Raw genomic sequence first — 23,991 nt, forward strand, 5'->3', positions numbered from 1 at the left:
GGAGCCTCGCTTGCCCGGGGCAGCGCCGCAAGGGAGAGTGCCCCCCATGCAGAGCTACCTCGACCCCCGCACCGGCCGGACCTGGCCGCTCGACCAGCCGCGCTGGAGCGGCGACGCCCGCGAGCCCCTGATGCTGACGCCCCGCAAGGGAATCTCCCGCGAAGACATCGCGCGGAACGAACGAAACATCTGGCGCTACGCCGCCGCCTTCCCCTTCGCCCCCAAGGCGCCGATCAGCATGGGCGAGGGCTGCACCCCGCTGGTGGAGCGCGCGCTGCCGGGCGGCACGGCACTGCTGAAATGCGAATGGTTCATGCCGACCGGCAGCTTCAAGGATCGCGGCGCGTCCGTGATGCTGTCGCTGCTGCGCGACCAGGGCATTTCGAGCGTTCTGGAGGACTCCTCGGGCAATGGCGGCGCGGCGGTCAGCGCCTATGCCGCCGCCGGCGGGATGGCCGCGACCATCTTCGTCCCGGCCAGCACCAGCCCCGCCAAGACCGTGCAATCGCGCGCGGCGGGTGCCGCGATCGAGCTGATCCCCGGCTCTCGCCAGGACTGCGCCGACGCCGCGCTGAACAAATCGAACGAAGTGTTCTACGCCAGCCACAACTGGCATCCCTTCTTCCTGGAAGGCACCAAGACCCTCGCCTACGAACTCTGGGAGGATTTATCGTACGTCGCCCCGGACAACGTGATCGTGCCCTGCGGGGCGGGCTCCAACGTGCTGGGCTGCTGGCTCGGCTTTTCCGAACTGCTGCGCGCCGGGCAGATCGCGAAGCTCCCACGCATATTCGCGGCGCAGCCGGCCAATTGCGGCCCCATCGCGCGGGCGGCCCTCGGCCTGCCGGCGGAACCGGCAAAGCCGACCATCGCGGAGGGCACCGCCATCGCCCAGCCGCTGCGCCTGCCGGAATGCCTGACGGCGATGCGCGAAAGCGGCGGCGGCGCGGTGCTGCTGGAGGAAGCGGAGATCGCGGAAGCCTCGCTCGCGCTGGCCCGCACAGGCATCTATGTCGAGCCCACCTGCGCCCAGGCCGCGGCAGCCTTCGGCAAGCTGCGCAACGGCGGACGGATCGGCCCGGCGGAAACCACCGTCGTCGTGCTGACCGGCACCGGCCTCAAATCCACGCCGCGCTACGCGGAGATGCTGGGTCTCGCGCTGTGACCGGCCTGCTGGATCTGCCCACACCCTGCCTGCTGCTCGACCTCGACATCCTCGAGCGCAACGTCGCCCGCATGGCGACGGCCATGGCGCGGCATCCCGGCGTGATCCTGCGACCGCACATGAAGACGGCCAAGAACGCCCAGGTCGCGGAGATGGCGGCACCCGGCAAGGGCCCGATCACCGTCAGCACGCTGGCGGAGGCGCGCTATTTCGCCGACCACGGCTTCCGCGACCAGATCTACGCCGTCGGCATCGTGCCGGCGAAGCTCGATGCCGTTGCAGCACTCAACGCCGCGGGCAATGCGGTGAAGGTCATCACGGACGACCTCGACACCGCTGGCGCCATCGCCGCGCATCCCGGGAAGCTGGAAGCACTCATCGAGGTGGATGTGGGCGAGGCGCGTGCCGGCGTCGCACCCGACAGCGACGAGCTGCTCGCCATCGGCGCCGCGCTCGGCCCGCGCCTGGCGGGCGTCGCTTCCCATTCCGGCCATTCCTATGCCGGGCGGAGCGCGGCGGAGATGGCCGCCATCGCGGAGGCGGAACGCGCCGGCGTGGTGCGCGCGGCGGCGCGCCTGCGCGCCGCCGGCCATGCGGTGCGGATCGTCTCGGCCGGCGCCTCCCCCACCGCGCTCTACGCTTCGCATCTGGAGGGCGTCACGGAGATGCGCGCCGGCGTCTACATGCTCGGCGACCTGTTCCAGGGCCAGATCGGCACCCACCCGCTGGAGGACATCGCCGTCACGGTGCTCGCCAGCGTCATCGGCCGCTATCCCGCACGGGGCACGGTGCTGCTGGATGCCGGCGCGCTCGCGCTGTCGAAGGACCGCAGCACCCAGAACGCGCCGCGCGACTGGCAATTCGGCCGCGTGCTGGACCTCGAAGGAAAACCCCTGCCTGGGGAGGCGATGGTGGTGCGCGTGCACCAGGAGCATGGCGAGGTCCGCGCCGCCGGTGACACGCCCCTGCCCTTCGACAAGCTGCGGGTCGGCGCCCGGCTGCGCATCGCGCCGAACCATGCCTGCCTCACCGCCGCGGCGCATGACCGCTACCATGTGCTGCGCGGCGGACGGGTCGTCGCGGAGTGGTTGCGCTGCAACTATTGGTAACGCTTTGAGCATGCTGCGGTGCGGCGCGCCGTGGCAAGCTACGCCTTGCCATGATGCATCTCGCGCGCCGCTCGGTGCTCGCCGTGCCGATGCTGGCCCTGCCCGGCATCGCGAAGGCCGCGCCGCTCCCGGTTCCGCCCTTCCGTGACTGGATCGGCCGCACCGCGCGGCTGCGCGGCGATGGCGGCGCCGCGCGCCTGCTGCTGACGCAGGACGGCACGGGCCAGATGGCGGTGCGGCTGCTGCTGTTCTGCCGCACCCTTCCGGTGCGCGACTGGCAACTCGGGCCGGACGGCGCCTCGCTGCGCTACCGGCGCGTCTCCGCGCTGGACAGTAGCCGCCTGATCGCCGGGGAGGCGCGCATCCTGCCTGGCGCGCAGCGCCTGCTCTGGGTCGAGGCGGCCCCGCACGAGGCCGAGTTCGAAGGCTTCGACGCGCCGGACGCCGCCGGTCGCTGCGCCTGATCAGCGGCGGTCGGGATAGTCCCGCGCGGGGCGGGACTTGTACGCCGGCAGCGACCAACCCCGCGCGATCGCCGCCGCCCGGATCGCGAAGCCGATCAGGATGCCGGAAACCAGCGCCACGTCGCGCGGCAGCGGCGCCAGGCGCAGCGCCACATAGGTCACCGCGGCGGCGGCGGCGGCCGTGATGTAGATCTCCCGCCGCAGGATCAGCGGCAGCTCGTTGCAGATCACGTCGCGCAGGATGCCGCCCGCCGTCGCAGTCACCACGCCCAGCAGCACCGCGGCCCAGGGATCGGCGCCCGCGATCAGCGCGATCTCGGCCCCGATCACCGCGTAGAGCGCCATGCCGACGGCATCCACCCAGAGCAGGGCGCGGAAGCGGCTTTCGACGAGATGAGCCGTGAAGAACACCACCAGCGCCGCGGCGGCGGCGATCGCCAGCAGTTCCGGATGCGCCAGCCAGAACACCGGCGTGCGGCCCAGCAGCAGGTCGCGCATGGTGCCCCCGCCAAAGCCGGTGACGCAGGCGATCAGCATAAAGCCGACGGCGTCCATCTGCTTGCGGCTGGCCACGAGCGCGCCGGAGGCGGCGAAGGCGGCGATGCCGATCCAGTCCAGCAGCCGAAGCGCCGCATCCAGCGCGTCCAAGCGCTACTCCGCCGGCAGCGGCGCCACCGGCGGGGCGCGCCGCGCCGCCTCGGCCGCGCCGCCCATGCAGAGCAACGAAGCCAGCAGCAGCGCCGCGGTCAGCGGCAGCACCATCCAGGCCAGGCCCATATCGATCAGGAAGCCGAAGGGCACCGGGGTGATCGCGCCGCCCAGCGGCAGGCCGGAGGAGACGAAGCCGAACACCTTGCCCATCTGCCCCGGCGGCACGGCTTCCTTCAGCATCACGTCGCGCGGCGTGCGCGATGCGCCCATCGCAAGCCCGGCTGCGGCGGCGACCAGCGGGATCATCCACTCCGGCAGCGGCACCGTGCCAAGCGCCATCAGCAGCGCCGCCGCGGCGAAGGTCAGGCCCACGATGAAGGCGAAGTGCCGCGTGGAGCGGTCCGCGAACCAGCCGCCGACCAGCGTGCCGCCCGTGGCCCCCACCATGTAGCCGGTCAGCGCAAGCGAGGCGACGGCGACCGGCGTGCCCCAGAGCTTGCCCAGCACCGTGATGGAGAAGGCCTGGATCGCCGTGCCGGCCATCGCCGAGAGCAGGAAGAAGCCGAAGAACAGCAGGATGGGGCGGGAGAGCAGCAACTCACGCCCGCTCGGCTGCGGGCCGCGATCCTTGGCCTTCACCTGGTCCTGCAGGATGCGGCTCTGCCACAGGATGGCGCCTGCCACCGGCACGCCGATCAGGCCCAGGATCAGCAGCGCCGGCCGCCAGTCCATCACCAGCAGCATCGCCGCGACGGTCGGCGGGCCGAAGGCGAAGCCCAGGTTGCCGGTGAAGGTATGCAGCGCGAAGGCCCGCCCGATCCGCGACTTGTCGATCGAGGCGCCGAGGATGGCGTAGTCCGCCGGGTGGATCACGGAATTGCCCACGCCCGAGAGCAGCGCGAGCAGCAGGATCGCCCAGTAGCCGGGCGCGAAAGCCATGGCCGCGATGGACAGGCCCATCAGCAGCACGCCGCCCACCAGGAAGGGCCGGGCGCCGTGCCGGTCCACCAGGAAGCCCACCGGGGTCTGCAGCGCCGCCGTTACCGCGCTCATCAACGCAACGGCAAGGCCCAGTTCGGCATAGGAAACGTCGAACTCATCCCGCCACACCAGGAACAGGGGCGGCAGGCAGAGGATGTAGAAATGGCTGAGGAAATGCCCCGTGCCGATCAGCGTCAGGATGCGGGCATCACGCCCGGCCGGTGCGGGATCTTGCGCCCGTTCGGGCGTCGGGGCTGCAACCATGCCGGCAGGGCTCCTGCGGGGCGGAGGCCGGGAAGGCTGCGCCTCGGGCCGTGGCGGGTCAATGCGAAGCCGCGCCGGGCAGCCATGCGTCGCGCAAGATCGGGAAACAGGCTGTGACCGGGTTCTGCTGCAACGCCGCATTCCGCCGGAAGGGCATTACGGTTAATGTAAGGTGGTTGCGGCCGACCGCAGACAAGGAGACAGCACCGCATGTGCGGGATCGTCGGAGTGATCGGCCGCGCCTCGGCCGCCCCTTTGCTACTGGATGCGCTGCGGCGCCTGGAATACCGGGGCTATGACAGCGCGGGCATCGCCACGCTGGTGCCCGACGGCATCGACCGCCGGCGCGCCGAGGGCAAGCTCGGCAACCTGGCCGGCGTGCTGGAACGCACGCCGCTCAACGGCACGACCGGCATCGGCCACACCCGCTGGGCCACGCATGGCGCGCCGACCGAGCGCAACGCCCATCCGCACGCGACCAGCCGCGTCGCCGTGGTGCACAACGGCATCATCGAGAACCACGCCGAGCTCCGCGCCGAGCTGGAATCGCAGGGCGCCCTGTTCGAGACCGAGACCGACACCGAGACCTTCGTCCGCCTGCTGGACAAGCACCTGGCCGATGGCATGGACCCGGTCGCCGCCTTCGGCGCCACGCTCAAGCGGGTGCATGGCGCCTTCGCCATCGCCGCGGTCTTCGCCGGCCATGGCCGTCTGCTGCTCGGCGCCCGACAGGGCGCGCCACTCGCCGTCGGCTTTGGCGAGGGCGAGATGTTCCTGGGCTCCGACGCACTGGCCCTGGCCCCGCTGACGCGCCGCATCGCCTATCTCGAGGAAGGCGACTGGGTCGTCATCACGGAGGAGGGCGCGAAGTTCTTCGACGCCGCCGATGCGCCGGTGGAACGCGCCATCGTGCAGACCGCCGTCTCCGGCGCCGCGGTGGGAAAGGGCAACTACCGCCACTTCATGGAGAAGGAGCTGCACGAGCACCCGGCGGTGCTCGGCGACACGCTGCGCCAGTATCTCGACCCCGGCACGCTGGAAGTGCGGCTGCCGCGCCTGCCCTTCGATCCCGCGAAGGTGCCGAGGCTGACGCTGACCGCCTGCGGCAGCGCCTTCCTCGCCGCGCATGTCGGCCGCTACTGGATCGAGAAGCTGGCGCGCATCCCCTGCGACGCCGACGTCGCCAGCGAGCTGCGCTACCGCGACCCGCCGCTGCCCGAAGGCGGCGCCGCGATCCTCGTCTCCCAGTCCGGCGAGACGGCGGACACGATGGCGGCGCTCAGGCTGCTGAAGGAGGGCGGGCAGAAGGTGCTCTCCATCGTCAACGTGCCGGAAAGCACGATGGCGCGCGCCTCCGACGCCGCGCTGCTGACGGTGGCGGGACCGGAGGTCGGCGTCGCCTCCACCAAGGCCTTCACGGCGCAGCTTGCGGTGCTCGCCTGCCTGGCCGTGGGCTTCGGGCGCGCGCGCAAGCAGATCTCGCAGGTGGATGAGGGGCGGCTGACCCAGGCGCTGCTCTCGGTGCCCTCCTTCGCCGCGGAAATCCTGGAGCGCGACGCCGAGATCCGCGCGCTCGCCGCCGAAGTCGCGAAGGCACGGGACGTGCTGTTCCTGGGCCGCGGCAGCCTCTTCCCGATCGCGCTGGAAGGCGCGCTCAAGCTGAAGGAGATCAGCTACATCCACGCCGAGGGCTATGCCGCCGGCGAGATGAAGCATGGGCCCATCGCGCTGATCGATTCCGCCGTGCCGGTCATCGCGCTGTGCCCCAGCGGCCCGCTCTTCGAGAAGACCTGCAGCAATTTGCAGGAAGCCGCGGCGCGCGGCGGCCGCGTGATGGCGTTCACCGATGCGCAGGGCGCCCCGGCGCTGCGCCGCTTCGCCGAGCATGTAATCGAGCTGCCGACCGTCGGCGCCTTCTCCACGCCGATCCTGCACGCCATTCCCGTGCAGCTGCTGGCGTATCACGTGGCCGTTCTGAAGGGCACCGACGTGGACCAGCCCCGGAACCTCGCCAAGAGCGTGACGGTGGAGTGATTCTTTCGGGCGTTCGCGCCGCATGCGAGGCAGCGAACGACAAAATCACCCTAGCAGACCGACCGGATCCACCACCGCTTTGCCCGCGAAAAGTCGTGAATCCAGCGCGCGGAACACCGTGTGCGGCACCAGCACCGCCACCACATCCGCCCCTGCGATCGCCTCCGCCGCCTCCCGCCGCACCGCGCCCTGCGGCACCTCGCTGACGAACGGGTCGCTCACAACGACCGGAAGACCATCGGCCAGCAGCGCCTGCGCCACGGCCATCGCCGGGCTTTCGCGCACATCCTCCACATCCGGCTTGTAGGCCAGGCCGAGGCAGGCCACGCGCGGCGCCGGGAAGCGCGCGCAGGCGGCGCGGATCTGCGCCAGCACGCGCTGCGGCACCGCATCGTTCACCGACCTCGCCGCGCGGATCAGCACGGAATCCTCCGGCGCCGCCTGCGCCAGGAACCAAGGGTCCACCGGGATGCAATGGCCGCCCACGCCGGTGCCGGGCGAAAGGATATTCACGCGCGGATGGCGGTTCGCCAGCGCGATGGCGTGCCGCGCCTCCACGCCGACCCGTTCGCAGATCGCCGCCAGCTCGTTGGCAAAGGCGATGTTCACGTCGCGATAGGCGTTCTCCGCCAGCTTCACGAGTTCCGCCGTGCGCGCATCCGTCTCCACCAGCGCACCGCGGACGAAGGCGCGGTAGAGCGTCGCGGCGCGGGACGCCGCCGCCTGGTCCAGGCCGCCCACGACGCGGTCGTTGTGCACGAGTTCCTGCAGCGCGCGTCCCGGCAGGACGCGTTCGGGCACATGCGCCACCGCGACACCCGGCGGCAGGCGCGCCGCCAGCGCTTCGGTCGTGCCGACCGGCACGGTGCTTTCCAGGATCACCAGTTCCTCGCCGCGCAGCAGCGGCGCGATGGCGGCCGCGACCTGCCACACGGCGGAGAGATCGGCGCGACGATCCGCGGCCAGCGGCGTCGGCACGGCGATGATGTGGACCTCGGCCGTCGCCGGGCAGGTGGTGGCACGCAGCGCGCCGGAGCCGATCACGCGCGCCAGCAGCGCATCCAGCCCCGGCTCCGCAAAGCCCGAGGCGCCGGCGTTGACGCGCGCGACGAGGGCGGGCGCGATGTCGTGCCCCGTCACGGGATGCCCGGCCAGCGCCAGCAGCGCCGCCGTCGGCAGCCCCACATGCCCGAGGCCATGCACGCAGACGCGGCTCACGCCGCACTCCGCGCCGCCGTTACCCGGTGCGAGCCGGCCCATGCCGCGATCGCGTCCACGATCCTTGCCGCCGCGGTGCCATCGCCATAGGGGAAGACATGCCGTGCCATGGCGGCATAGGCGACCCCGTCGTCCAGCAGCCGCGCGACCTCGCCCCGGATCGCGCGCGGATCGGTGCCGACCAACTTCGCCACGCCCGTGGCCACCGCCTCCGGCCGCTCCGTCACGTCGCGCAGCACCAGCACCGGCTTGCCCAGTGCCGGGCCTTCCTCCTGCAACCCGCCGCTGTCGGTCAGCAGCAGGGTGGCGCGGCACATCAGCCAGACCATCCCGGCGTAGTCCAGCGGCTCGACCAAGTGGATGCCGGGCACGCTGCGCAGCCGCCGCAGTGCCGCGCCGCGCGCCGCGGGATTGCGGTGCAGCGGCCAGACGATCTCGACATCGCCGCGTACGGCGATGCGCGCCAGCGCGTCGCACAGCGCATCAAGGCCGCGCCCGAAGCTCTCGCGCCGATGCGCCGTCACCACCAGCAGGCGCCGCACGGGGTCGAGCGGGGGAAGCATCGCCTCCACCCGGGCTGACAGGGCGCGATCCGTGGCAAGCCGCATCGCCATCCCCATCAGCGCGTCGATGCCGGTGTTGCCGGTGACGAGGACATGGCCGCGCGCGCCGTATTCACGACGGAGATTCGCCGCCGCCGCCTCCGTCGGCGCGAATCGCAGCGTCGCCATCGCGTCCACCACCACCCGGTTCAACTCCTCCGGGAAGGGCCGCGCCAGGTCGCAGGAGCGCATGCCGGCCTCCACATGGCCGATCGGCACGCGCGCGTAGAAGGCGGCCAGCGCCGCGGCCATCGCGGTGGTGGTGTCGCCATGCACCAGGACCAGGTCGGGCTTCTCCCGCCCCAGAACCTCCGTCACGCCGAGCAGGATGCGGGAGAACAGCAACGCCGGCGGCTGCCCCGGCGTCATCACGCCAAGGTCCTGGTCGGCCGCCGCCCCGAAGGCTGCCAGCGTCTGGTCCAGCATCTCCCGATGCTGGCCGGTGGAGAGCAGGAACGGCGCGAAGCCCGGCCGAGCGCGCAGCGCATCCAGCACGGGCAGCATCTTGATCGCCTCGGGGCGCGTGCCGAGCACGAGCATCACCCGCAGGCCGGCGCAACCGGATTGCAGGCTCATCGAGGCGCGCTCGCCCACCCTGAAACGCTATGCGGCATCCTCCCGCGAGGGTGATTCAGCCTTGCCTGCAATTCAACCTGAAATTGATTGTTCTTGCTTTGTGCCGATCAGGCTGTCCCGGATGAAGCCGATCAGCGGCGCCACGACCTGATGCCGCCCGGCGGGATCGCCGAATACCGCCATCTCGACCACGCCGAGCTCCGGCAGGCCCTGCGCCTCCACCAGCCCCGGCGGGAAGCCTGACCGCCCGAGCACGGTCAGCGCGAATCCCGCCTGCGCCGCAGCCGCCAGGCCGAGCAGGCTGTCGCAGGTGAACACCGTCTCGAAGGCGAGGCCCGCCCGGCCCAGCGCGGCCAGCGCGCGTTCGCGGAACAGGCAGCCCTCCGGCAGCAGCGCCAGCGGCAGCGGGCGATCCACCGGCGGCGTCCAATCCGGCGCCGCGGCCCAGACCACCTGCTCGGTCCAGATCGGCGTGCCCGCCGTCTCGCCATCGCGGCGCTTGCCCAGCACCAGGTCGAGCCCGCCCGTGGACTGCTTGGCGCGGAGCTCGTGGCTGCGCCCGACCTCCACCTCCAGCCGGACCTCAGGATAGGTGCGGGCAAAGCGGGCCAGGATGGGCGCCAGGCTGCGCGGCACGAAATGGTCGGCAACGCCGAGCCGCAGCCGCCCCGCCACCGGCGGCGCCGCCAGCCGCCGCACCGCCTCGTCGTTCAGTGCCAGCAGGCGGCGGGCATAGCCCAACAGAACCTCGCCTTCCCGCGTCAGGGACACGGTCCGGGTGGTGCGATCGAAGAGCGGGTGGCGCACCACCTCCTCCAGCCGCTTCACCCGCAGGCTGACGGCGGATTGCGTCAGGCCCAGCGCATCGCCCGCCGCGGTGAAGCCCCGCGTCTCCGCCACCAGGACGAAGCAGCGCAACAGGTCGAGATCGAGGTCCGGCAGCCGCATCGCGCAGCAGATGCCGCGCAACGGCCGCGCGGATCAAGCGCCGTGCGGGCACGCAGGGCACAGTCTTGCGACGCCCAGGCAAGCCAGGATGGGTAGTATGCCGCCGTGCCCGACCCCGACCCGCCGAGTCCGACGCCATTCTCCGCCGCTCTGCTGCGCGGCGCGGCGCTGTTCGCCCTGTGGCTCGTGGTGGCGGGACCGAATCTCCTCGGACTCGGCTTCGGGCTGCTGGCGGCCGGGCTCGGCACCTGGGCGAGCCTGGCGCTGCTGCCGCCGGCAACGGCCCGGATCTCGCCGGCCGCCCTGGCGCGGGTGATCGCGGGGGTGCTGCGGCAGAGCGTGCTGGCGGGCTGGGACATCGCGCGGCGGGCGCTGGCGCGCGACATGCGGCTGGCCCCTGGCGATGTCGCGGTGCCGCTGCACCTGCCGCCGGGCGCGGCGCAGGACGGATTCCGGCTGCTGGCCAGCCTCGCCCCCGGCGCGCTGCCGCTGGAAAGCGGCCAGGGCACGCTGCGCCTGCATGTGCTGGACATGCGCGAGCCGCATGCGGCCGCGCTGGCCAGGACGGAGCGGGACGTCGCCGCCGCGCTGGGCGCGAAGCCATGACGGAGATCCTGCTCGCCGCCGCCGTGCTGGTGCTGCTGACGGTGCTGGCCGGCTTGTGGCGCGTGCTGCGCGGGCCGCGCCGCGCGGACCGTCTGATGGCGGCGCAGCTTCTCTGCACCGGCGGCATCGCGGCGCTGCTGCTGGTGGCCGGCGCCTCTGGCAGCGCGGCGATCCTGGATGTTGCGCTGCTGCTCGCGCTGCTCGGCGCCTTCACCTCGGTCGCCTTCGTCATGGCCGCGCGGCTGATAGGCCGATGAGCCTCGTCATCGGCGCCTTCAGCACGCTCTGCGTCCTGGCCGGCGTGTTCTTCTTCGTCGCCGGCACGGCGGGGCTGATCCGTTTCCCCGACACGCTGAGCCGGGTGCATGCGCTGACCAAGGCGGACAATCTCGGGCTCGGGCTCATCGTCCTCGGCCTGCTGCCGCTGGCGCCGAGCCTGGGCGCGGCGCTGAAGCTGGTGCTGATCTGGGCGCTGGTGCTGATCGGCGGCGCGACCGCCGCGCAATTGATCGGCGCGGCCGCGGCGAGGGACGAGCGTTGAACGCCGGCCTGCTGCTCGATCTGCTGCTCGCGCTCGCCGTGCTCGGCACCGCAGCCTGGACGCTGCTCGCGCGCACGGCCTTCGCCGCGGTGATCGGCTTCGTCGCCACGGGGCTGCTGCTGACGCTGGTCTGGGTGCGGCTCGGCGCAGTGGATGTCGCGCTGACCGAAGCCGCGATCGGTGCGGGCGCCACAGGCGTCATCATCCTCTATGTCGTCGCGCGGCTGCGCGGCGGGGAGGCGGAGATTTCTGCGGCGACGCCCAACCCGGTGCAGCGAATCCTGGCCGCCCTGCTTGCGTTGGCGGTCGGGGGGCTGCTGGCCTGGGGCGTGCTGAACCTGCCCGATCCCGCGCCGAGCCTGGCCGAGGCGGCGCTCGCCGGCACCGCGCCGCTCGGCCTCGGCAACCCGGTCTCCGCGGTGCTGATGGCGCATCGCGGCCTGGACACGCTGCTGGAGGCGATCGTGCTGGTCTTCGCCGTGCTGGCCGTTTGGTCCATGGCGGCGGACCATCGCTGGGGCGGCGCGCCCGGCCCGGTCTTCCCCCGTGCGGATCACGGGCCGCTCTCGCTGCTCGCGCGCATCCTCCCGCCGGTCGGCATCGTCATCGGCATCTACATCGCCTGGGTCGGCACCGATGCGCCCGGCGGCAAGTTCCAGGGCGGCACGATCCTGGCCGCGATGTGGGTGCTGCCCTGGATCGCGGGGCTGGCGCGGCCGCCTTCTGTCACCGATTGGCGCCTCAGGCTGATGATCGCCATCGGGCCGCTGACGTTCCTCGGCGTCGGGCTGGCGGGCTTCCTGATCGCCGACGGCTTCCTGGCCTATCCCGCCGGCTTCGCGAAGCCGCTGATCCTGCTGATCGAGGCGGCGATGACGCTCTCCGTCGCGGCCGCGCTGGCCTGCCTCATCGCCGGCCCGCCGGAGCGCAGGCGCCGCGCATGACGGGCACCGACATCCTGGCGCTCGCCGCCTGCGGCCTGGTTGCCATCGGGCTGTATGGCCTGGTCGCGCAGGCCGAGGTGCTGCGCAAGATCATCGCCTTCAACCTGCTCGGCGCCGGCGTCTTCCTGCTGTTCGGCGTGGTGGCGCGGCGCGGCGCCGCGGCCGGCCTCGGCGGCGATCCCGTGCCGCAGGCCATGGTCATCACCGGCCTCGTCGTCGCCTTCGCCGCCACCGCGCTCGCGCTGGTGCTGACGCTGCGCCTCTACCAGATCGCCGGCGCGGCGACCGTCGCCGAGGATCCGCCCGAACGCACGGCATCGGAGCCGTGACCGCGACGACGCAAGGCGGCTGGCTGCTGGTGATGGCGCTGACGCTGCCGGCGGGCGCCATGCTGCTCGCCTTCGTGGCGGGCGGGCGGCATGCGCGCACCATCAGCCTGGCGGCGCTGGGGCTGTGGCTGGTGATCGCCTTTGCCATTGCGGCGCAGGTGCAGTCCGGCGGCGCGCCGCTCTCCTATGTGATCGGCGGCTGGCAGCCGCCGCTCGGCATGGCGCTGCGCGCCGATGGGCTTTCCGCCGCGATGCTGCTGACCGGCGCCGTCGTGCTGCTCGCGGTCGCGCTGTTCGGCCGCACGCCCTACGACACACCGCGCGGTGCGCCGGAGAGTCGCGCCGCCTACGCCTTCTGGTGCTTCGTACCGGCGCTGGCCGCGTCCCTCGCCGCGGCGTTCCTCGGCGGCGACCTGTTCAACCTCTTCGTCGCGCTGGAGATGCTGACCTTCACCGCGCTGGCGCTCGCCTGCCTCGACGGCCGCCCGAGCCAGTTCAAGTCGGAGCTGCGCTACCTTCTCTTCGCGCTGATCGGATCCGTGCTGTACCTGCTCGGCACCGGGCTGCTCTACGGCGCCTATGGCACGCTCGACATCGCGCTGCTGGCGGGGCGCACGCGGGCCGATGCGCCGACCATGGTGGCGGGCGCGCTGATGACGGCGGGGCTCATCGCCAAGATGGCGCTGTTTCCGCTGCATCTCTGGCTGCCGCCCGCGCATGCCGGCGCGCCGGCCGCGGCTTCGGCGCTGCTGTCGGGCCTGGTCGTGAAGGGCGCCTTCGTGCTGCTGCTGCGCCTGTGGTTCTGGGTGCTGCCCGCGCCCTTCGTGCTCGGCGGCGCCTCGGTGCTGGCGGCACTCGGCGCGACCGCCATCGTCGTCGGCAGCGTCGTCGCGCTGCGGCAGGAGCGGCTGAAGCTGCTCGTCGCGTATTCGACCGTCGCGCAGATGGGCTACCTGTTCCTGATGTTCCCGCTGCTCGCCGCGGCGGATGCCGAGACCGCCTCCCGCGCCTGGCTCGGCGGCGTGCTGCAGGCGATTTCCCATGCGCTCGCCAAGGCCGCGATGTTCCTCGGCGCCGGGCTGGTCGCGGCCTCGCTCGGGCATGACCGCGTGAATGCGCTCGGCGGCGCGGCGCGCGCCATGCCGGTCACCGTCATCGCCTTCGCGCTCGGCGGCCTGTCGCTCATGGGCCTGCCGCCCAGCGGCGGCTTCAGCGCGAAATGGCTGCTGCTGCGCGCCTCGGTCGAGACCGGGCAGTGGTGGTGGTCACTGGTGATCCTCGCGGGCGGGCTGCTGACCGGCGGCTACGTGTATCGCATCGTCGCCGCCGCGCTGTCGGCGCCGGCGCCGGGCTGCATGGCGCGGCCCGTGCCGCGGGCGCAGGAGTATTGCGTGCTGGCGCTCGCTGTCGCCTCGATGCTGCTCGGCGTGCTGCCGCTCTACGCCTTCGGCCTCGTGCGCGTGGGCGCGCCATGAGTTTCTTGCTCGTTCTCGCGCCGCTCGCACCCTTGGCGATGCTGTTCGCGCTCGCCTGGCCGAAGGTGCGCGCGACGGTGCAGAGGTTGCTCTGGGCGGCGCCGCTGCCCGCGCTGCTTGTCGCGCTGCTCCTCGGCCATGTGCCGCCGCTGGTGGCGGATGCCGGCGGGTTGCGCCTGACGCTGCTGCTCGATGCGCCCGGCGCGCTGCTGCTCGGCGGCGCGGCGCTGCTCTGGGGTGCGGCGGGGCTCTACGCGCGCGCCTATCTCGGCGACCAGCCGCGCTTCGCCGCCTGGTGGCTGCTGACGCAATCCGGCAGCCTCGGTGTCTTCATCGCCGGCGACCTCGGCAGCTTCTACCTCGCCTTCGCGGTCGCGAGCCTCGCCGGCTTCGGCCTCGTGGTGCAGGACGGCACGGCGGCGGCGGTGCGCGCCGGCGCGCTCTACCTGTTCCTGGCGGTGCTCGGCGAGATCGCCTTGCTGCTCGGCTTCGCCCTGCTGGCCACCGCGGCGCCGGGCGACTCTATCGCCATCGCCGATGTCGTGCCGCCGCTCGCCACCTATCCGGGCGGGCACATCACGGCGCTGCTGCTGGTGCTCGGCTTCGGGCTGAAGATGGGGCTGGTGCCGCTGCATGTCTGGCTGCCGGTCGCGCATCCCGCCGCGCCGATGCCGGCCTCCGCGGTGCTGAGCGGCGTGATCGTGAAGGCCGGCGTGATCGGGCTGATCCGCTTCCTGCCGGATGACGGCGCACCGGCCGGCTGGGGCATGGCCCTGACGGTGATCGGCTTCCTGACGGCCTATTGGGGCGTGGCCGCGGGGCTGACGCAGCGCAATCCGAAGACCGTGCTGGCTTATTCCACCGTCAGCCAGATGGGCGTCGTCGGTGCGGTGCTCGGCATGGGCATCGTGCTCGGCATCGCCGATGGCGGGCTGCACGCGGCCTTCTACGCGCTGCACCACATGCTGGCGAAGGGCGCGCTGTTCCTCGGCGTCGGCGTGGCGCTGGCCAGCGGCCGCGAATCGCGGCGCTGGGTGCTGCCGCTGGCGCTGCTGCTGGCGCTCGGCTTCGGCGGGCTGCCGCCCACCGGCGGCGCGCTGGCCAAGGCGGCAGTGAAGGACGAGCTCGGCGCCGGCCTCGCCGCCTGGTGCGCGGCGCTGTCGGCCTTCGGCTCGACGCTGCTGATGCTGCACTTCGTGCGGCGCGTGACGGAGGCGGCCGGCGAGGGCCACGCCGCGCGCCCCGCGCCCGGACTGCTGTGGCCCTGGCTCGGCCTGGGCGGCGCGGCACTGCTGCTGCCCTGGGCGCTGCTGCCGATGGTTGGCGCCGATGCGGGAAAGATGTGGAGCATGGCGGCGATCGCGCCCGTGCTGCTCGGCGCGGCGCTGTCCTGGCCGTGGATGCGCTGGGCGGACCGGGTGCCGGCGCTGCCGGAAGGCGATTTGCTGGTGCTGGCGAAGCGCGGCGCCGCCCCGCGCGAGGCCCTGGGCCGCGCCATCCTGCGCTTCGAGATGCTGTTCAGGCCCTGGCCGGCCGCGGGTCTGTCGCTGCTCGGCGTGGTGCTCGCACTGATCGCCGCGATGGCCGCGGCGCGAAGCTGACCGAACCCCTCCCCCGCCTGCGCGGGGGAGGGGAACGCGGATCAGATCTCCTCGTCGTAGCCGCCGCCATCGTCATAGGCGCCGGCATCGTCCTGACCGTAGCCGCCGCCCTGGTCATAGGCCGCGGCATCGTCGGCCGGCGCCGCGCCCGGATCGGTCCAGGGCGAGGAGGTCGGCACCGCATCCTGGCCGAAGGCGCCGGCTGTCGCCGCCTCCGCCGCGCCGCCGCCCGAGAAGGCCGACATCAGCGCATTGCCCAGCATCATGCCGCCGGCGACACCCACCGCCGTCATCATCGCGGTGCCGAGGAAGCCCGAGCCGCCGCGCTGCATCGCCGCCGGGTTGTAGCCGGGCGGATACTGCGGCTGCGGCCGGGGCGGCATCGCCGCTGGACGGCCGCCGCCACCGAACAGGCCGCCGAGCATGCCGCGATTCTGCGCGGCCTGGCCCTGGCGCGTAGCGTTCTCCTTCTCCCACTCCAGCTGCTGGATGCGATTCTGCATCTCCACCAGCGCGGCCTCCTGCACGAAGGCCATCTGGGTCAGGCGGTAGCGCGCCTCCGGGTAGCGGGCCATGAGGTCGGCGATCAGCCGGTCGGCCTCGGGGTCCACGGGCGGCAGCGGGGGCTGCGCCGGCTGCGCGCCGCCGCCCAGCGCGCCCCAGGGCGAGGCCGGGCGGGCCGGCGCCGCGCCGGCGGCGCCGCTCACCCGCTCCACGAAGCTGGTGATGATCCGGCGTTCCTCGTCGGTCATCGTCGTCAGATGTCCTCTTCACTGGCCGTGCGGCCTGGGATCGCGGGCGGGTCGGGTCGGCAAGGCGCCCGCGCAACCTTACCGACTGTTCATGTAGGCCGGAACGTGGCCCACCCCAAGGGGCTTTTCAAGCGTCGGCCGCGTGACGATCCGCAACGGATCAGGCGGAGATCCGCGGCGGCAGGCCGAGCCGCCGCCATTCGATCACCGGGCAGCGGTCCATCACCACGATCACCCCGGCCGCGCGCGCCCGCGCCGCCGCCGCCGCGTCCACCACGCCCAGCTGCAGCCAGACGGAGCGCGCACCGAGTCGCACCGCCTCGTCCATCACCGCCCCGGCGAGGCTGCTGCGGCGGAACACGTCCACCATGTCCAGCGGCTTCGCCTGCTCCAGCCCGGCCAGCGCCGCGCGTCCATGGATCTCCCGCCCGGCGAGCGTCGGGTTCACCGGCACGGCGTCGTAGCCACGCGCAAGCAGGAAGCCGAAGACGCCGTGGCTCGGCCGGTCCGGCCGGTCGGAGGCGCCGACCACCGCGATCCGGCGCGTCGACAGCAGCAGGTCGCGGATGGTCGCGTCCTCGTCCACGCTTCGTCCTTTCGCGGCAAAGGCCGCCCTATCGCATCCCGAAGGCCTGGTAGACCCGCGCTGCCGGCGGCCAGGCCTCGACGATCTCCGCGTGGTATTCGAAGGTCGCCCAGCCCGCCGCGCCGAGCACGCCGAGCGAAATCGCCCAGGCCAGTGCCAGCGAAGCGCCGGTGCGCCGCGCAGGTTCCGGCGCGTCGGGCCGAACCGGGGGCTCGATCGGCGGCAGCGGGGCGGGCGGCGGGCGGCGCTCCGCCAAGGGGGGGGGCCGCGGCGCGGGCGGCTCCGGCGGTGGCTCCGGCGCCGGGGGCTCGGGCGCCGGGGGGGGCTCGGGCGCGGGCTGCGCGACCGGCGGTTCCCCGGCGGCCGCCGGCGGGAGGGCGGGTGCGGGCGGCGGCGCCTCGGCCGGCCTGGCCTCGAACTGATGGCCGCAGCGGGCGCAGCGCAACAGCCGGGCGCCGCCGGTGAGCAGCGACTCCGGCACCTCGTATTCGGCCGAGCAGTTCGGACAGGCGATACGCATCGGAGACCGAATGTGATCGGCGCGGCGCAAAGGCGCAATGACCCGCGTGCCGAAGCCCGGTGCGGCGGTGCTGCGCGATCGCCTCTTGGCGGGCGGGGCGGCACGGGGCAGACAGGCCGCATGATCCGCTTCGAGGCGGTCGGCCTGCGCTATCCCGGCGGCGGTCCCCTGCGCGGCGCATGGGGGCCGGAAGCGCTCACCGACATCACCTTCGCGTTGCCACGCGGCTCCTTCACCTGGCTGCTCGGCGCGTCCGGCGCCGGCAAGTCCTCGGTGCTGCGGCTGATGCATCTCGCGCTGCGCCCGACGCGCGGCGAGGTGGAGGTGCTGGGGCTGCGACTCGCCCGCGCCCCGCGCGACGCGCTGCCGCCGGTGCGGCGGCGCATCGGCGTCGTGTTCCAGGATTTCCGGCTGCTGCCCTACCTGTCCGTCTTCGACAACGTCGCGCTGCCGCTGCGCCTGGCGGGGCGCGCGGAAGCCTCGCTGCGGGCCGATGTGTCGGAGATGCTGCGCTGGGTCGGGCTGGAAGCGAAGGCGCAATCCTCTCCGCTCGAGCTCTCCGGGGGCGAGCAGCAACGGATCGCCATCGCCCGCGCCGTGGTGCACCGGCCGGAGTTGCTGGTGGCCGACGAGCCCACCGGCAACCTGGATACGCGGCAGGCGCGCCGCCTGCTGGCGCTGCTGCGGGAGATGAACCGACTCGGCACCACCGTGGTCGTCGCCAGTCACGACGAGGAGCTGGTGGCGCGCTTCCCGGCGCCCTCGCTGTTCCTGCATGAGGGAAGGCTGCACGACCCCGACAACGCACGCGGCCTGGATGCCTGGCCGGAGGATGACGGTGCGCTTGAGTAGTCCCGCGCATGGCTAGGCGTGCCCGCTATTCGCGCGACCCGCTCGGGCTGCGCCGCGCCCTGGCAGGCTGGCTGCTGCCCGGCCTGGTCGCGGCGATGGCGCTGCTGGCGGCACTGGCCGTCGCCGGTGCGCAGGGCGCAGCCGCGCTGGCCGAGCGATGGCAGCGCGGCGCCGCCGCAGCCGTCACGGTGCAGTTGCCGGATTCCGACGCGGCGCGGGTGGAGCGCGCCATCGCCGCGCTGCGCCGCATGCCAGAGGTGTCGGAGGCAAGCGCCATGGACCAGGAACGCCTGGCCGAGCTGCTGCGCCCCTGGCTCGGCGGCAGCGCGGGCCTGCCGCTGCCGGCCGTGATCGAGGTGCGGCTGCGCGACACCAGCGTCGATCCCGTGCTGATCGGCGATCGCCTGGCGGCCAGCGTGCCGGGCGCCGTGATCGAGGCGCACGGCCTCTGGGTGCAGCGCCTCGCGGCGCTGGCGCGCAGCCTGCAGGGCCTGTCCTGGGTGATCCTGGCGCTGGTCGCGGCGGTTGCCGCCGCCGTCGTCGCGGTGGCGACCCGCGCCGGCCTCGCCGCGCGACGCGATGCGGTCGAGGTGCTGCACGGGCTGGGCGCGGAGGACCGCTACATCGCCGGCCGCTTCGCGCGGCGCCTCGGCCTGCTCGCCGCCGGCGGCGCGCTGGCCGGCACGATCGCGGCGGTGCCGGCGCTGGCCCTTCTGGCCGACCTCGCCGCACCCTGGATCGGCGCCGGCACGGGGGGCATGGCGCAATCCTGGGCGCTGCTGCCCTGGCCAGCCCTGGCCGCCGTGCCGCCCTTCGCCTTCCTGGTGGGCTGGGGCACCGCCCAGGCCACCGTGCGCCGCTGGCTGAGGCGCCTGCCGTGAGGTCCTGGCTGCGCTGGATCCTGCCGCCGCTGGCGGTGCTGCTGCTGCTCGGCCTGGGCTTCCTGTGGTTCCTTCAGGCGGCGCATCAGGCGCGGGCGGAGCCGGGGCGGCGGACCGACGGCATCGTCGTGCTGACCGGCGGCGGGGGGCGGGTGGAGGCGGGCCTTGCCCTGCTGGAGAACGGCGCCGCACCACGTCTGCTGATCTCCGGCGCGGCCCCGGGGCTGACGCTGGCGGCGCTGGCGCGGGCCAATGGGCGCCAGCCCACCGCGCTGGCCGGAAAGGTGGATCTCGGCCATGCCGCAGCCACCACCACGGGCAATGCCGTGGAGACGGCGGCCTGGGCGCGGGCGCATGGGCTGCGGTCGCTCCGCGTCGTCACCGCCGACTACCACCTGCCACGTGCGATGCTGGAACTGCGCCGGGCGATGCCGGAGGTCGTGCTGCTGCCGAACCCGGTGGCGCCGCCCGCGCTCTCCGCCAGCCGCCGCGCGTGGCTGCTGGCGCTGGAATACGCGAAGCTCGGCGCGGCGGCGACAGGTCTTGGCGCGCTGCTGCCGGCGCGCGAGACAGCGCGCTCATGATCTTCCTCCGCTCGCTGCTGTTCAACGCGGCCTTCTTCGCGCTGACGGCAATCCTCACCGTCGCCGGCTTGCCGCTGCTGCTGGCGCCGCGCAGCGCGATGATGCGGCTGATGCGCCTCTGGGCGCGCGGCGTGATCGTGCTGCTGCGGGCTATCTGCGGCGTGCGGCTCGAACTGCGGGGCATGGAGCACATCCCGCCGGGCGCGTCGGTGATCGTGGCGAAGCACCAATCGGCCTTCGACACCATCGTCTGGCTCGCCCTGCTGCCCGACACCGCCTACGTGCTGAAGAAGGAGCTTCTCTCCATCCCGCTCTATGGCTGGCATGCCCGGCGCGCCAGGATGATCCCGGTGGACCGCAGCGGCGGCGGGCCCGCGCTGCGGAGCATGCTGCGCGCGGCACAGGCGGCGCTGGCCGAAGGACGGCAAGTGGTGATCTTCCCCGAGGGCACCCGCACCGCGCCGGGCAAGCGCGTGCCGTATCAGCCGGGCGTGGTCGCCATTGCCGGCGCGTCCGACGCGCCGGTGATCCCGGTAGCGACCGACAGCGGGCGCGTCTGGGGCCGGCGCGCCTTCCACAAGCGGCCAGGGGTCATCCGAATCTCCGTGCTGCCGCCGCTGCCGCCCCGCCTGCCGCGCGCGCGTCTCCTGCCGGCACTCGAGGAGGCCATCGAGACGGAAAGCGAGCGGCTGCTGGCGGAACCCTGAGGGCGCGGCACTGGGGGGCGACGGCTGTGGATAATTCTGTGGGACATGAGCACTTGGCTGGCGTGACCGCGGCCTACAAAGCCTTACGATAGGCTTGTTTTTTGCGGTGCAGCGCAACTGTTTCGTAATTATCCCCAGCGCCGCCCTGCGTCTAACCAATTGATTTCATTGACCGCGGAAAATCGGCCTATCGGCCTGTCACGGCAGCATGACAGGTCCGTGTTACGGAACGTGGCGGATTTCCTCACATTCCGGCGCGGCGCCACCCCCTGTGGACAGGTTCGCGCCGTCCGCCGGTGGCAGCAGCGCGGCAATCCGCGCCAGGCCGGCATCGCGCACACCCAGCTCCGCCAGGTGAGTCAGCGTGTTGAGCAGGTATTCCCGGTTGGCCCCCATCTGCCCGACGCCCTCGGCGATCACCGCAGCCGCCCGCTCGGCCGCCAGGGTCGGCGCGTAGAGCCGGCAGGCGCGGTTGGCCACATAGGCCACCGCCGGCACCACCGTCCCCCCGCCGTCCAGCAGCCGCACCGGCAGCAGGCGGCGGTGATAGACCTGTTCGGCGCCATCCGGCAGCTCGCGGTCGTCGAGATAGCGCAGCACCTCCGCCGCGGCGGCACCGGCGACGCGGAACGCGACGCCATGGCAGGCCCCGCCGCGATCCAGCCCGAGCACCAGTCCAGGCCGCTCCGGCGTGCCGCGGTAGCGATGCGACCACAGGCAGAAGCGGCGGTGATAGCCGCGCAGCAGCGCCCTGTGCCGCCCGGCATGCGCGAAGCCGGGCCGCCAGATGAGCGAGCCATAGGCGAAGACCCACATATGCCCGCAGGCCGCGAGCGGCGGGTCATCGGGCCGGGCCAGGCGATGCGGAGGGGGCGGTGTATCCACGGGCGGGCGGAGCCGGGCTATAGGCCTCGCGAGCATGAACCGGAAGACCCCCACCCGCGCGGCACGCCGCCTTCTGCTGCTGCTTGCAATCGGCCTGGTCGCGGTCGCGGCGGGGCATGCCGTCCTGTGGCGCAGCATGGCCACCGAGCTCGAGGAGGGCTGGCAGACCTGGGTCCAGCTGCGGCGCGCACAGGGCTGGCGCGTGGAGCATGGCCCGGCGGTGCGCGGCGGCTGGCCCTTCTCGGCCACGCTCACGATCGATCGGGTTCGGCTGGACGGCGCGGCGGCGACGCTGCCGGGCGGCCTCGCGCTCACCGCGACGCCGCTGGTGCTGCGCATCACCCTGCCGCGCCTGGACCGGTTGCATGTGGAACTGCCGGGGCAGCAGCGGCTGCGGGTCGGCGGCATCGAATACCCCTTCGCCGCGGATGTGCTCGCTGCCGAACTGCCGCTGGAAACCGATACGCCGCCAAGCTCCGCGGAACTCTCGGCCGAGCGACTGCGCATCGGCAGTCCCGCGGGCGGCGTGGAGATCAGGCGGCTGCGCCTCACCGCCGCAGGCAGCGCCTCCGCCACGGAGACAGAACCGGCGCTGGCGGTGACGCTCACCGCGGAGCGCGTCGAGCTGCCCGTCGCGCCGGTCGGCGCCGGTGCCGAGGGTTTCGGGCGCACCATCGGTTCGATCGCCGCGGACCTCTGGCTCAGTGGCCCCCTGCCCGCCGGCCGCGCCCCCGCGACGCGGGCCGAGGCCTGGCGCGATGGCGGCGGCACGCTGGAGCTGCGCGCGCTTGCCGTCCGCTGGGGCCCGGTCGGCGCGAACGCCGCCGCGACGCTCGCCTTCGACGAGGCGCTGCAGCCCATGGGCGCGGGCACGCTGCGCATCACCGGCGCGACACAAGCGCTGGAGGCGCTCTCGGAAGCCGGCCTGGTCGGCCGTCGTGCGGCGGCGACCGCGCGCACCGTCCTGCCGCTGCTCAGCCGGCCCTCGGCCGAGACCGGGACGCCGGAGGTCGAGGTGCCGGTGACGCTGGAGGACCGCACCCTGGCGCTCGCGCGGATCCCCGTGCTGCGCTTCGCCCCGCTCGACTGGCCGCGGCCGACCCTGCCGCGGTGAATGGGACGCACTGAGACGGAGGCGCCGAGCGCGCCGGGCAGCAGCGGTGCCAGGATCGGGCATTTAATGTTCGCCATATCACTCGCCCGGCGCAGGCCGGCGCCTACTTTGCACCGGGCGGCCGAGGTCCACATCCTGTCGTTCGTTCTAGCGGCTCCACAACGCGGCTAGTCACGATGCAGCCCAGCCGCCCAGCCACCAAAGGCTCACATTGAAGATGTTTGGCGACAGCTCCTAAAGACTGGTGAGCGAATTTTTAGCGGTCGCTAGAGTTCTGCATATCCCCCACCATACCTCGGTATACGTTGCGAACAGCAGAAACGTTGACATCGTCCTGATTCGGCATGCGCGCAAGTAAATCAGCCGCCTCACCAAGCGAGAAAATAATCGCGCCGCGATATCCATCAAATGTCGACAGCTGCCTAAGGGTAGTTAACAGCCCGTTTATCTGAATCAAGGCATGAAAATACTCTTTTTGTTGAAGGAGAATTTCTGCAAGATCACGCCTAACGGCTATTTCAGTTACCAAATCCCAAGGCCGCTCAGCCCGAAATATTCGCAGTATTTCTCGTTCACGTTCCGAATCGCCAGATAAACGTCCAATTGCCCTAATCTCAGTCATGGTCTCCTGCAATCTGCGAGTAGAATTCTGATAGTAACTAAACGCAGCCTCCTGACGTGCCCAAGCATGCAAAACGCGCACAACGTCTTTTTGACCGGAAAAGGCGACACCCGGACTCACGGCATGTTGGAAAAGATGCCTGCCCAACAGCACTGCGTCGCCATATAGGTTTCGAGCAATAATTACCTCTCCTTTCTCAAAAAGACGACTTGCTTCGTTCTCCAAGACGTTCGCATGCAGCATAACCCGAACTGCCAATGCGTCGCCGATGGAGCGGACGAGCAGGAACGAATCTGCCTCCTGTTCAAGAATCTGAGGAATGTGTTCGTCTGAGGATGGATTGTGTTCTCGCTCGGCATTGCGCGAGTCGCTATCCTGCTGGTTCACGCTGAACGGAGGCCGCCCTGAAGCGTCCTCTACAAATTCACCGAACACCACTCCCACGAAAAGCGCCATCGCAGCGAGTATTGAAATTCCTCCCAAATTTAAGGTAACTACGGATCTGATCCATTCAGCCGTGTTCACTGGCAGAACTCTGCCTGTCTCATATCGCGCAACGGAGCTAAACCGCGTCATTTGCGACTCCGAAACACAGCAAAGACTTCACGCACACCTGACACTATAAAGAGCCCGATCACAAATAGGTCCATGACATGAAAAAGATATTTCGCTTTCCAATGGCCGAACAGCATAAGACCCTCAAGCGGCCAGAACCAATCGAAAAGCTTCTCGATGGCAAAAATGGAGGCAAGCAAGATGGCAGCCATGAGGATATGACCGCCAAGCACCACGCCGAGCCTTGCAGTATGGAACGCCACATCCTTTACGAGTTCCCACAACGCACTGCTGCGGGTCTGCACCCTCTGCCCTCCCGCAGCCATAGCGCAATCCTGAGGCGACCCTGCCGTCGTGAACGTCACAGTTCAACGCCGAGCGTATCGACATCGCCGACACGCCACAAGCCGGAAGCCACGGGAGCA

27 protein-coding genes are annotated in these 23,991 nt (G+C 71.9%); 16 read left to right on the top strand and 11 right to left on the bottom strand.

Annotated features, from left to right (window positions below; translation table 11 throughout):
• Positions 1-46 precede the first annotated feature (46 nt).
• Genes E4T13_RS13420 through E4T13_RS13430 form a run of 3 tightly spaced genes read left to right on the top strand, consistent with a single transcriptional unit; the run spans position 47 to position 2,738 of the window.
• Entirely contained in the window at positions 47-1,165 is a 1,119-nt protein-coding gene (locus tag E4T13_RS13420; RefSeq protein WP_170984983.1) for a pyridoxal-phosphate dependent enzyme, read from the top strand.
• A complete protein-coding gene (locus E4T13_RS13425; protein WP_206030170.1) occupies positions 1,162-2,274 on the top strand; it encodes an alanine racemase in 1,113 nt (370 codons plus the stop codon). The genes E4T13_RS13420 and E4T13_RS13425 overlap by 4 nt, the downstream gene beginning before the upstream one ends.
• Before the next feature lie 50 nt (positions 2,275-2,324).
• Positions 2,325-2,738, top strand: a complete 414-nt coding sequence (locus E4T13_RS13430; RefSeq protein WP_137178804.1) for a hypothetical protein — start codon at positions 2,325-2,327, stop codon at positions 2,736-2,738.
• Here the strand turns inward: E4T13_RS13430 and E4T13_RS13435 are convergent, their stop codons facing one another.
• Together E4T13_RS13435 and E4T13_RS13440 are read right to left on the bottom strand one after the other, a co-directional pair.
• The gene (locus tag E4T13_RS13435; protein ID WP_240791116.1) at positions 2,739-3,386 is read right to left on the bottom strand and encodes a trimeric intracellular cation channel family protein; all 648 of its coding nucleotides are present in this window, start codon (positions 3,384-3,386) and stop codon (positions 2,739-2,741) included. It abuts the gene before it with no gap.
• 3 nt (positions 3,387-3,389) lie between these two features.
• On the bottom strand, positions 3,390-4,634 hold the full coding sequence (locus E4T13_RS13440; protein WP_137178805.1) for an MFS transporter: 1,245 nt from the start codon (positions 4,632-4,634) through the stop codon (positions 3,390-3,392).
• A 210-nt stretch (positions 4,635-4,844) separates the two neighbouring features.
• Here E4T13_RS13440 and glmS point away from each other — a divergent pair, with 210 nt between their 5' ends.
• Positions 4,845-6,668: a glutamine--fructose-6-phosphate transaminase (isomerizing) gene (glmS, locus tag E4T13_RS13445; protein ID WP_137178806.1), complete on the top strand. Its 1,824-nt coding sequence runs from the start codon at positions 4,845-4,847 to the stop codon at positions 6,666-6,668.
• Positions 6,669-6,713: 45 nt separating this feature from the next.
• On the opposite strand, the gene E4T13_RS13450 is transcribed toward glmS, so the two are convergent.
• The 3 genes from E4T13_RS13450 to E4T13_RS13460 form a co-directional block, all read right to left on the bottom strand.
• Complete coding sequence (locus tag E4T13_RS13450) at positions 6,714-7,886, bottom strand: nucleotide sugar dehydrogenase (protein WP_206030171.1); 1,173 nt, start codon at positions 7,884-7,886, stop codon at positions 6,714-6,716.
• Positions 7,883-9,064, bottom strand: a complete 1,182-nt coding sequence (gene wecB, locus E4T13_RS13455) for a non-hydrolyzing UDP-N-acetylglucosamine 2-epimerase (protein ID WP_240791117.1) — start codon at positions 9,062-9,064, stop codon at positions 7,883-7,885. The genes E4T13_RS13450 and wecB overlap by 4 nt, the downstream gene beginning before the upstream one ends.
• Positions 9,065-9,136: 72 nt before the next feature.
• On the bottom strand, positions 9,137-10,012 hold the full coding sequence (locus tag E4T13_RS13460; protein ID WP_137178808.1) for a LysR substrate-binding domain-containing protein: 876 nt from the start codon (positions 10,010-10,012) through the stop codon (positions 9,137-9,139).
• 105 nt (positions 10,013-10,117) lie between these two features.
• Here E4T13_RS13460 and E4T13_RS13465 point away from each other — a divergent pair, with 105 nt between their 5' ends.
• The 7 genes from E4T13_RS13465 to E4T13_RS13495 are packed head-to-tail and all read left to right on the top strand — an operon-like array spanning position 10,118 to position 15,508.
• Positions 10,118-10,618 (top strand): Na+/H+ antiporter subunit E, encoded by a 501-nt coding sequence (locus tag E4T13_RS13465; RefSeq protein ID WP_137178809.1) that lies wholly within the window; start codon positions 10,118-10,120, stop codon positions 10,616-10,618.
• Positions 10,615-10,875: a monovalent cation/H+ antiporter complex subunit F gene (locus tag E4T13_RS13470; protein WP_137178810.1), complete on the top strand. Its 261-nt coding sequence runs from the start codon at positions 10,615-10,617 to the stop codon at positions 10,873-10,875. Before E4T13_RS13465 ends, E4T13_RS13470 begins: the two co-directional genes overlap by 4 nt.
• Positions 10,872-11,159 (top strand): monovalent cation/H(+) antiporter subunit G, encoded by a 288-nt coding sequence (locus tag E4T13_RS13475; protein ID WP_137178811.1) that lies wholly within the window; start codon positions 10,872-10,874, stop codon positions 11,157-11,159. Before E4T13_RS13470 ends, E4T13_RS13475 begins: the two co-directional genes overlap by 4 nt.
• Positions 11,156-12,103: a hydrogenase subunit MbhD domain-containing protein gene (locus tag E4T13_RS13480; protein ID WP_137178812.1), complete on the top strand. Its 948-nt coding sequence runs from the start codon at positions 11,156-11,158 to the stop codon at positions 12,101-12,103. Before E4T13_RS13475 ends, E4T13_RS13480 begins: the two co-directional genes overlap by 4 nt.
• A complete protein-coding gene (locus E4T13_RS13485; RefSeq protein WP_137178813.1) occupies positions 12,100-12,432 on the top strand; it encodes an NADH-quinone oxidoreductase subunit K in 333 nt (110 codons plus the stop codon). The genes E4T13_RS13480 and E4T13_RS13485 overlap by 4 nt, the downstream gene beginning before the upstream one ends.
• Complete coding sequence (locus tag E4T13_RS13490; RefSeq protein WP_240791118.1) at positions 12,429-13,907, top strand: complex I subunit 5 family protein; 1,479 nt, start codon at positions 12,429-12,431, stop codon at positions 13,905-13,907. Before E4T13_RS13485 ends, E4T13_RS13490 begins: the two co-directional genes overlap by 4 nt.
• Positions 13,904-15,508 carry a complex I subunit 5 family protein gene (locus E4T13_RS13495; RefSeq protein ID WP_137178814.1) on the top strand — a complete coding sequence of 535 codons (1,605 nt, stop codon included), beginning with the start codon at positions 13,904-13,906 and terminating at the stop codon, positions 15,506-15,508. The genes E4T13_RS13490 and E4T13_RS13495 overlap by 4 nt, the downstream gene beginning before the upstream one ends.
• 41 nt (positions 15,509-15,549) lie before the next feature.
• Here E4T13_RS13495 and E4T13_RS13500 read toward each other — a convergent pair whose 3' ends face one another.
• The 3 genes from E4T13_RS13500 to E4T13_RS13510 all read right to left on the bottom strand — a co-directional run bounded on the left by E4T13_RS13500 (position 15,550) and on the right by E4T13_RS13510 (position 17,366).
• Complete coding sequence (locus E4T13_RS13500; RefSeq protein ID WP_137178815.1) at positions 15,550-16,260, bottom strand: DUF2076 family protein; 711 nt, start codon at positions 16,258-16,260, stop codon at positions 15,550-15,552.
• Positions 16,261-16,420: 160 nt separating this feature from the next.
• The gene (locus tag E4T13_RS13505) at positions 16,421-16,846 is read right to left on the bottom strand and encodes a CoA-binding protein (protein ID WP_137178816.1); all 426 of its coding nucleotides are present in this window, start codon (positions 16,844-16,846) and stop codon (positions 16,421-16,423) included.
• 28 nt (positions 16,847-16,874) lie between these two features.
• Positions 16,875-17,366, bottom strand: coding sequence for a zinc-ribbon domain-containing protein (locus tag E4T13_RS13510; protein WP_137178817.1), 492 nt, complete (start codon positions 17,364-17,366; stop codon positions 16,875-16,877).
• A gap of 120 nt (positions 17,367-17,486) precedes the next feature.
• Between E4T13_RS13510 and E4T13_RS13515 the strand changes: the two genes are divergently transcribed.
• The 4 genes from E4T13_RS13515 to E4T13_RS13530 are packed head-to-tail and all read left to right on the top strand — an operon-like array spanning position 17,487 to position 20,390.
• On the top strand, positions 17,487-18,218 hold the full coding sequence (locus tag E4T13_RS13515) for a cell division ATP-binding protein FtsE (RefSeq protein ID WP_137178818.1): 732 nt from the start codon (positions 17,487-17,489) through the stop codon (positions 18,216-18,218).
• A gap of 8 nt (positions 18,219-18,226) precedes the next feature.
• Positions 18,227-19,099: an FtsX-like permease family protein gene (locus E4T13_RS13520; protein ID WP_137178819.1), complete on the top strand. Its 873-nt coding sequence runs from the start codon at positions 18,227-18,229 to the stop codon at positions 19,097-19,099.
• Entirely contained in the window at positions 19,096-19,683 is a 588-nt protein-coding gene (locus E4T13_RS13525) for a YdcF family protein (RefSeq protein WP_240791119.1), read from the top strand. The genes E4T13_RS13520 and E4T13_RS13525 overlap by 4 nt, the downstream gene beginning before the upstream one ends.
• A complete protein-coding gene (locus E4T13_RS13530) occupies positions 19,680-20,390 on the top strand; it encodes a 1-acyl-sn-glycerol-3-phosphate acyltransferase (RefSeq protein WP_137178820.1) in 711 nt (236 codons plus the stop codon). The genes E4T13_RS13525 and E4T13_RS13530 overlap by 4 nt, the downstream gene beginning before the upstream one ends.
• Positions 20,391-20,612: 222 nt before the next feature.
• Here E4T13_RS13530 and E4T13_RS13535 read toward each other — a convergent pair whose 3' ends face one another.
• Complete coding sequence (locus E4T13_RS13535; RefSeq protein WP_240791120.1) at positions 20,613-21,275, bottom strand: gamma-glutamylcyclotransferase; 663 nt, start codon at positions 21,273-21,275, stop codon at positions 20,613-20,615.
• Between the two features lie 34 nt (positions 21,276-21,309).
• Between E4T13_RS13535 and E4T13_RS13540 the strand changes: the two genes are divergently transcribed.
• Entirely contained in the window at positions 21,310-22,389 is a 1,080-nt protein-coding gene (locus E4T13_RS13540) for a DUF2125 domain-containing protein (protein ID WP_137178822.1), read from the top strand.
• A gap of 256 nt (positions 22,390-22,645) precedes the next feature.
• Here E4T13_RS13540 and E4T13_RS13545 read toward each other — a convergent pair whose 3' ends face one another.
• Both E4T13_RS13545 and E4T13_RS13550 read right to left on the bottom strand, forming a co-directional pair.
• Positions 22,646-23,536 carry a hypothetical protein gene (locus E4T13_RS13545; RefSeq protein WP_137178823.1) on the bottom strand — a complete coding sequence of 297 codons (891 nt, stop codon included), beginning with the start codon at positions 23,534-23,536 and terminating at the stop codon, positions 22,646-22,648.
• A 47-nt stretch (positions 23,537-23,583) separates the two neighbouring features.
• Complete coding sequence (locus E4T13_RS13550) at positions 23,584-23,871, bottom strand: hypothetical protein (protein WP_137178824.1); 288 nt, start codon at positions 23,869-23,871, stop codon at positions 23,584-23,586.
• Positions 23,872-23,991: the final 120 nt, after the last annotated feature.

Source organism: Roseomonas sp. AR75 (assembly GCF_005222815.1).
GTDB lineage: Bacteria > Pseudomonadota > Alphaproteobacteria > Acetobacterales > Acetobacteraceae > Falsiroseomonas.

Coding starts and splice junctions, on each gene's coding strand:
- E4T13_RS13530 (WP_137178820.1), top strand. CDS start 19,680: ATGATCTTCCTCCGCTCGCTGCTGTTCAACGCGGCCTTCTTCGCGCTG.
- E4T13_RS13495 (WP_137178814.1), top strand. CDS start 13,904: ATGAGTTTCTTGCTCGTTCTCGCGCCGCTCGCACCCTTGGCGATGCTG.
- glmS (WP_137178806.1), top strand. CDS start 4,845: ATGTGCGGGATCGTCGGAGTGATCGGCCGCGCCTCGGCCGCCCCTTTG.
- wecB (WP_240791117.1), bottom strand. CDS start 9,064: ATGAGCCTGCAATCCGGTTGCGCCGGCCTGCGGGTGATGCTCGTGCTC.
- E4T13_RS13485 (WP_137178813.1), top strand. CDS start 12,100: ATGACGGGCACCGACATCCTGGCGCTCGCCGCCTGCGGCCTGGTTGCC.
- E4T13_RS13430 (WP_137178804.1), top strand. CDS start 2,325: ATGATGCATCTCGCGCGCCGCTCGGTGCTCGCCGTGCCGATGCTGGCC.
- E4T13_RS13460 (WP_137178808.1), bottom strand. CDS start 10,012: ATGCGGCTGCCGGACCTCGATCTCGACCTGTTGCGCTGCTTCGTCCTG.
- E4T13_RS13500 (WP_137178815.1), bottom strand. CDS start 16,260: ATGACCGACGAGGAACGCCGGATCATCACCAGCTTCGTGGAGCGGGTG.
- E4T13_RS13510 (WP_137178817.1), bottom strand. CDS start 17,366: ATGCGTATCGCCTGTCCGAACTGCTCGGCCGAATACGAGGTGCCGGAG.
- E4T13_RS13420 (WP_170984983.1), top strand. CDS start 47: ATGCAGAGCTACCTCGACCCCCGCACCGGCCGGACCTGGCCGCTCGAC.
- E4T13_RS13520 (WP_137178819.1), top strand. CDS start 18,227: ATGGCTAGGCGTGCCCGCTATTCGCGCGACCCGCTCGGGCTGCGCCGC.
- E4T13_RS13515 (WP_137178818.1), top strand. CDS start 17,487: ATGATCCGCTTCGAGGCGGTCGGCCTGCGCTATCCCGGCGGCGGTCCC.
- E4T13_RS13475 (WP_137178811.1), top strand. CDS start 10,872: ATGAGCCTCGTCATCGGCGCCTTCAGCACGCTCTGCGTCCTGGCCGGC.
- E4T13_RS13440 (WP_137178805.1), bottom strand. CDS start 4,634: ATGGTTGCAGCCCCGACGCCCGAACGGGCGCAAGATCCCGCACCGGCC.
- E4T13_RS13470 (WP_137178810.1), top strand. CDS start 10,615: ATGACGGAGATCCTGCTCGCCGCCGCCGTGCTGGTGCTGCTGACGGTG.
- E4T13_RS13540 (WP_137178822.1), top strand. CDS start 21,310: ATGAACCGGAAGACCCCCACCCGCGCGGCACGCCGCCTTCTGCTGCTG.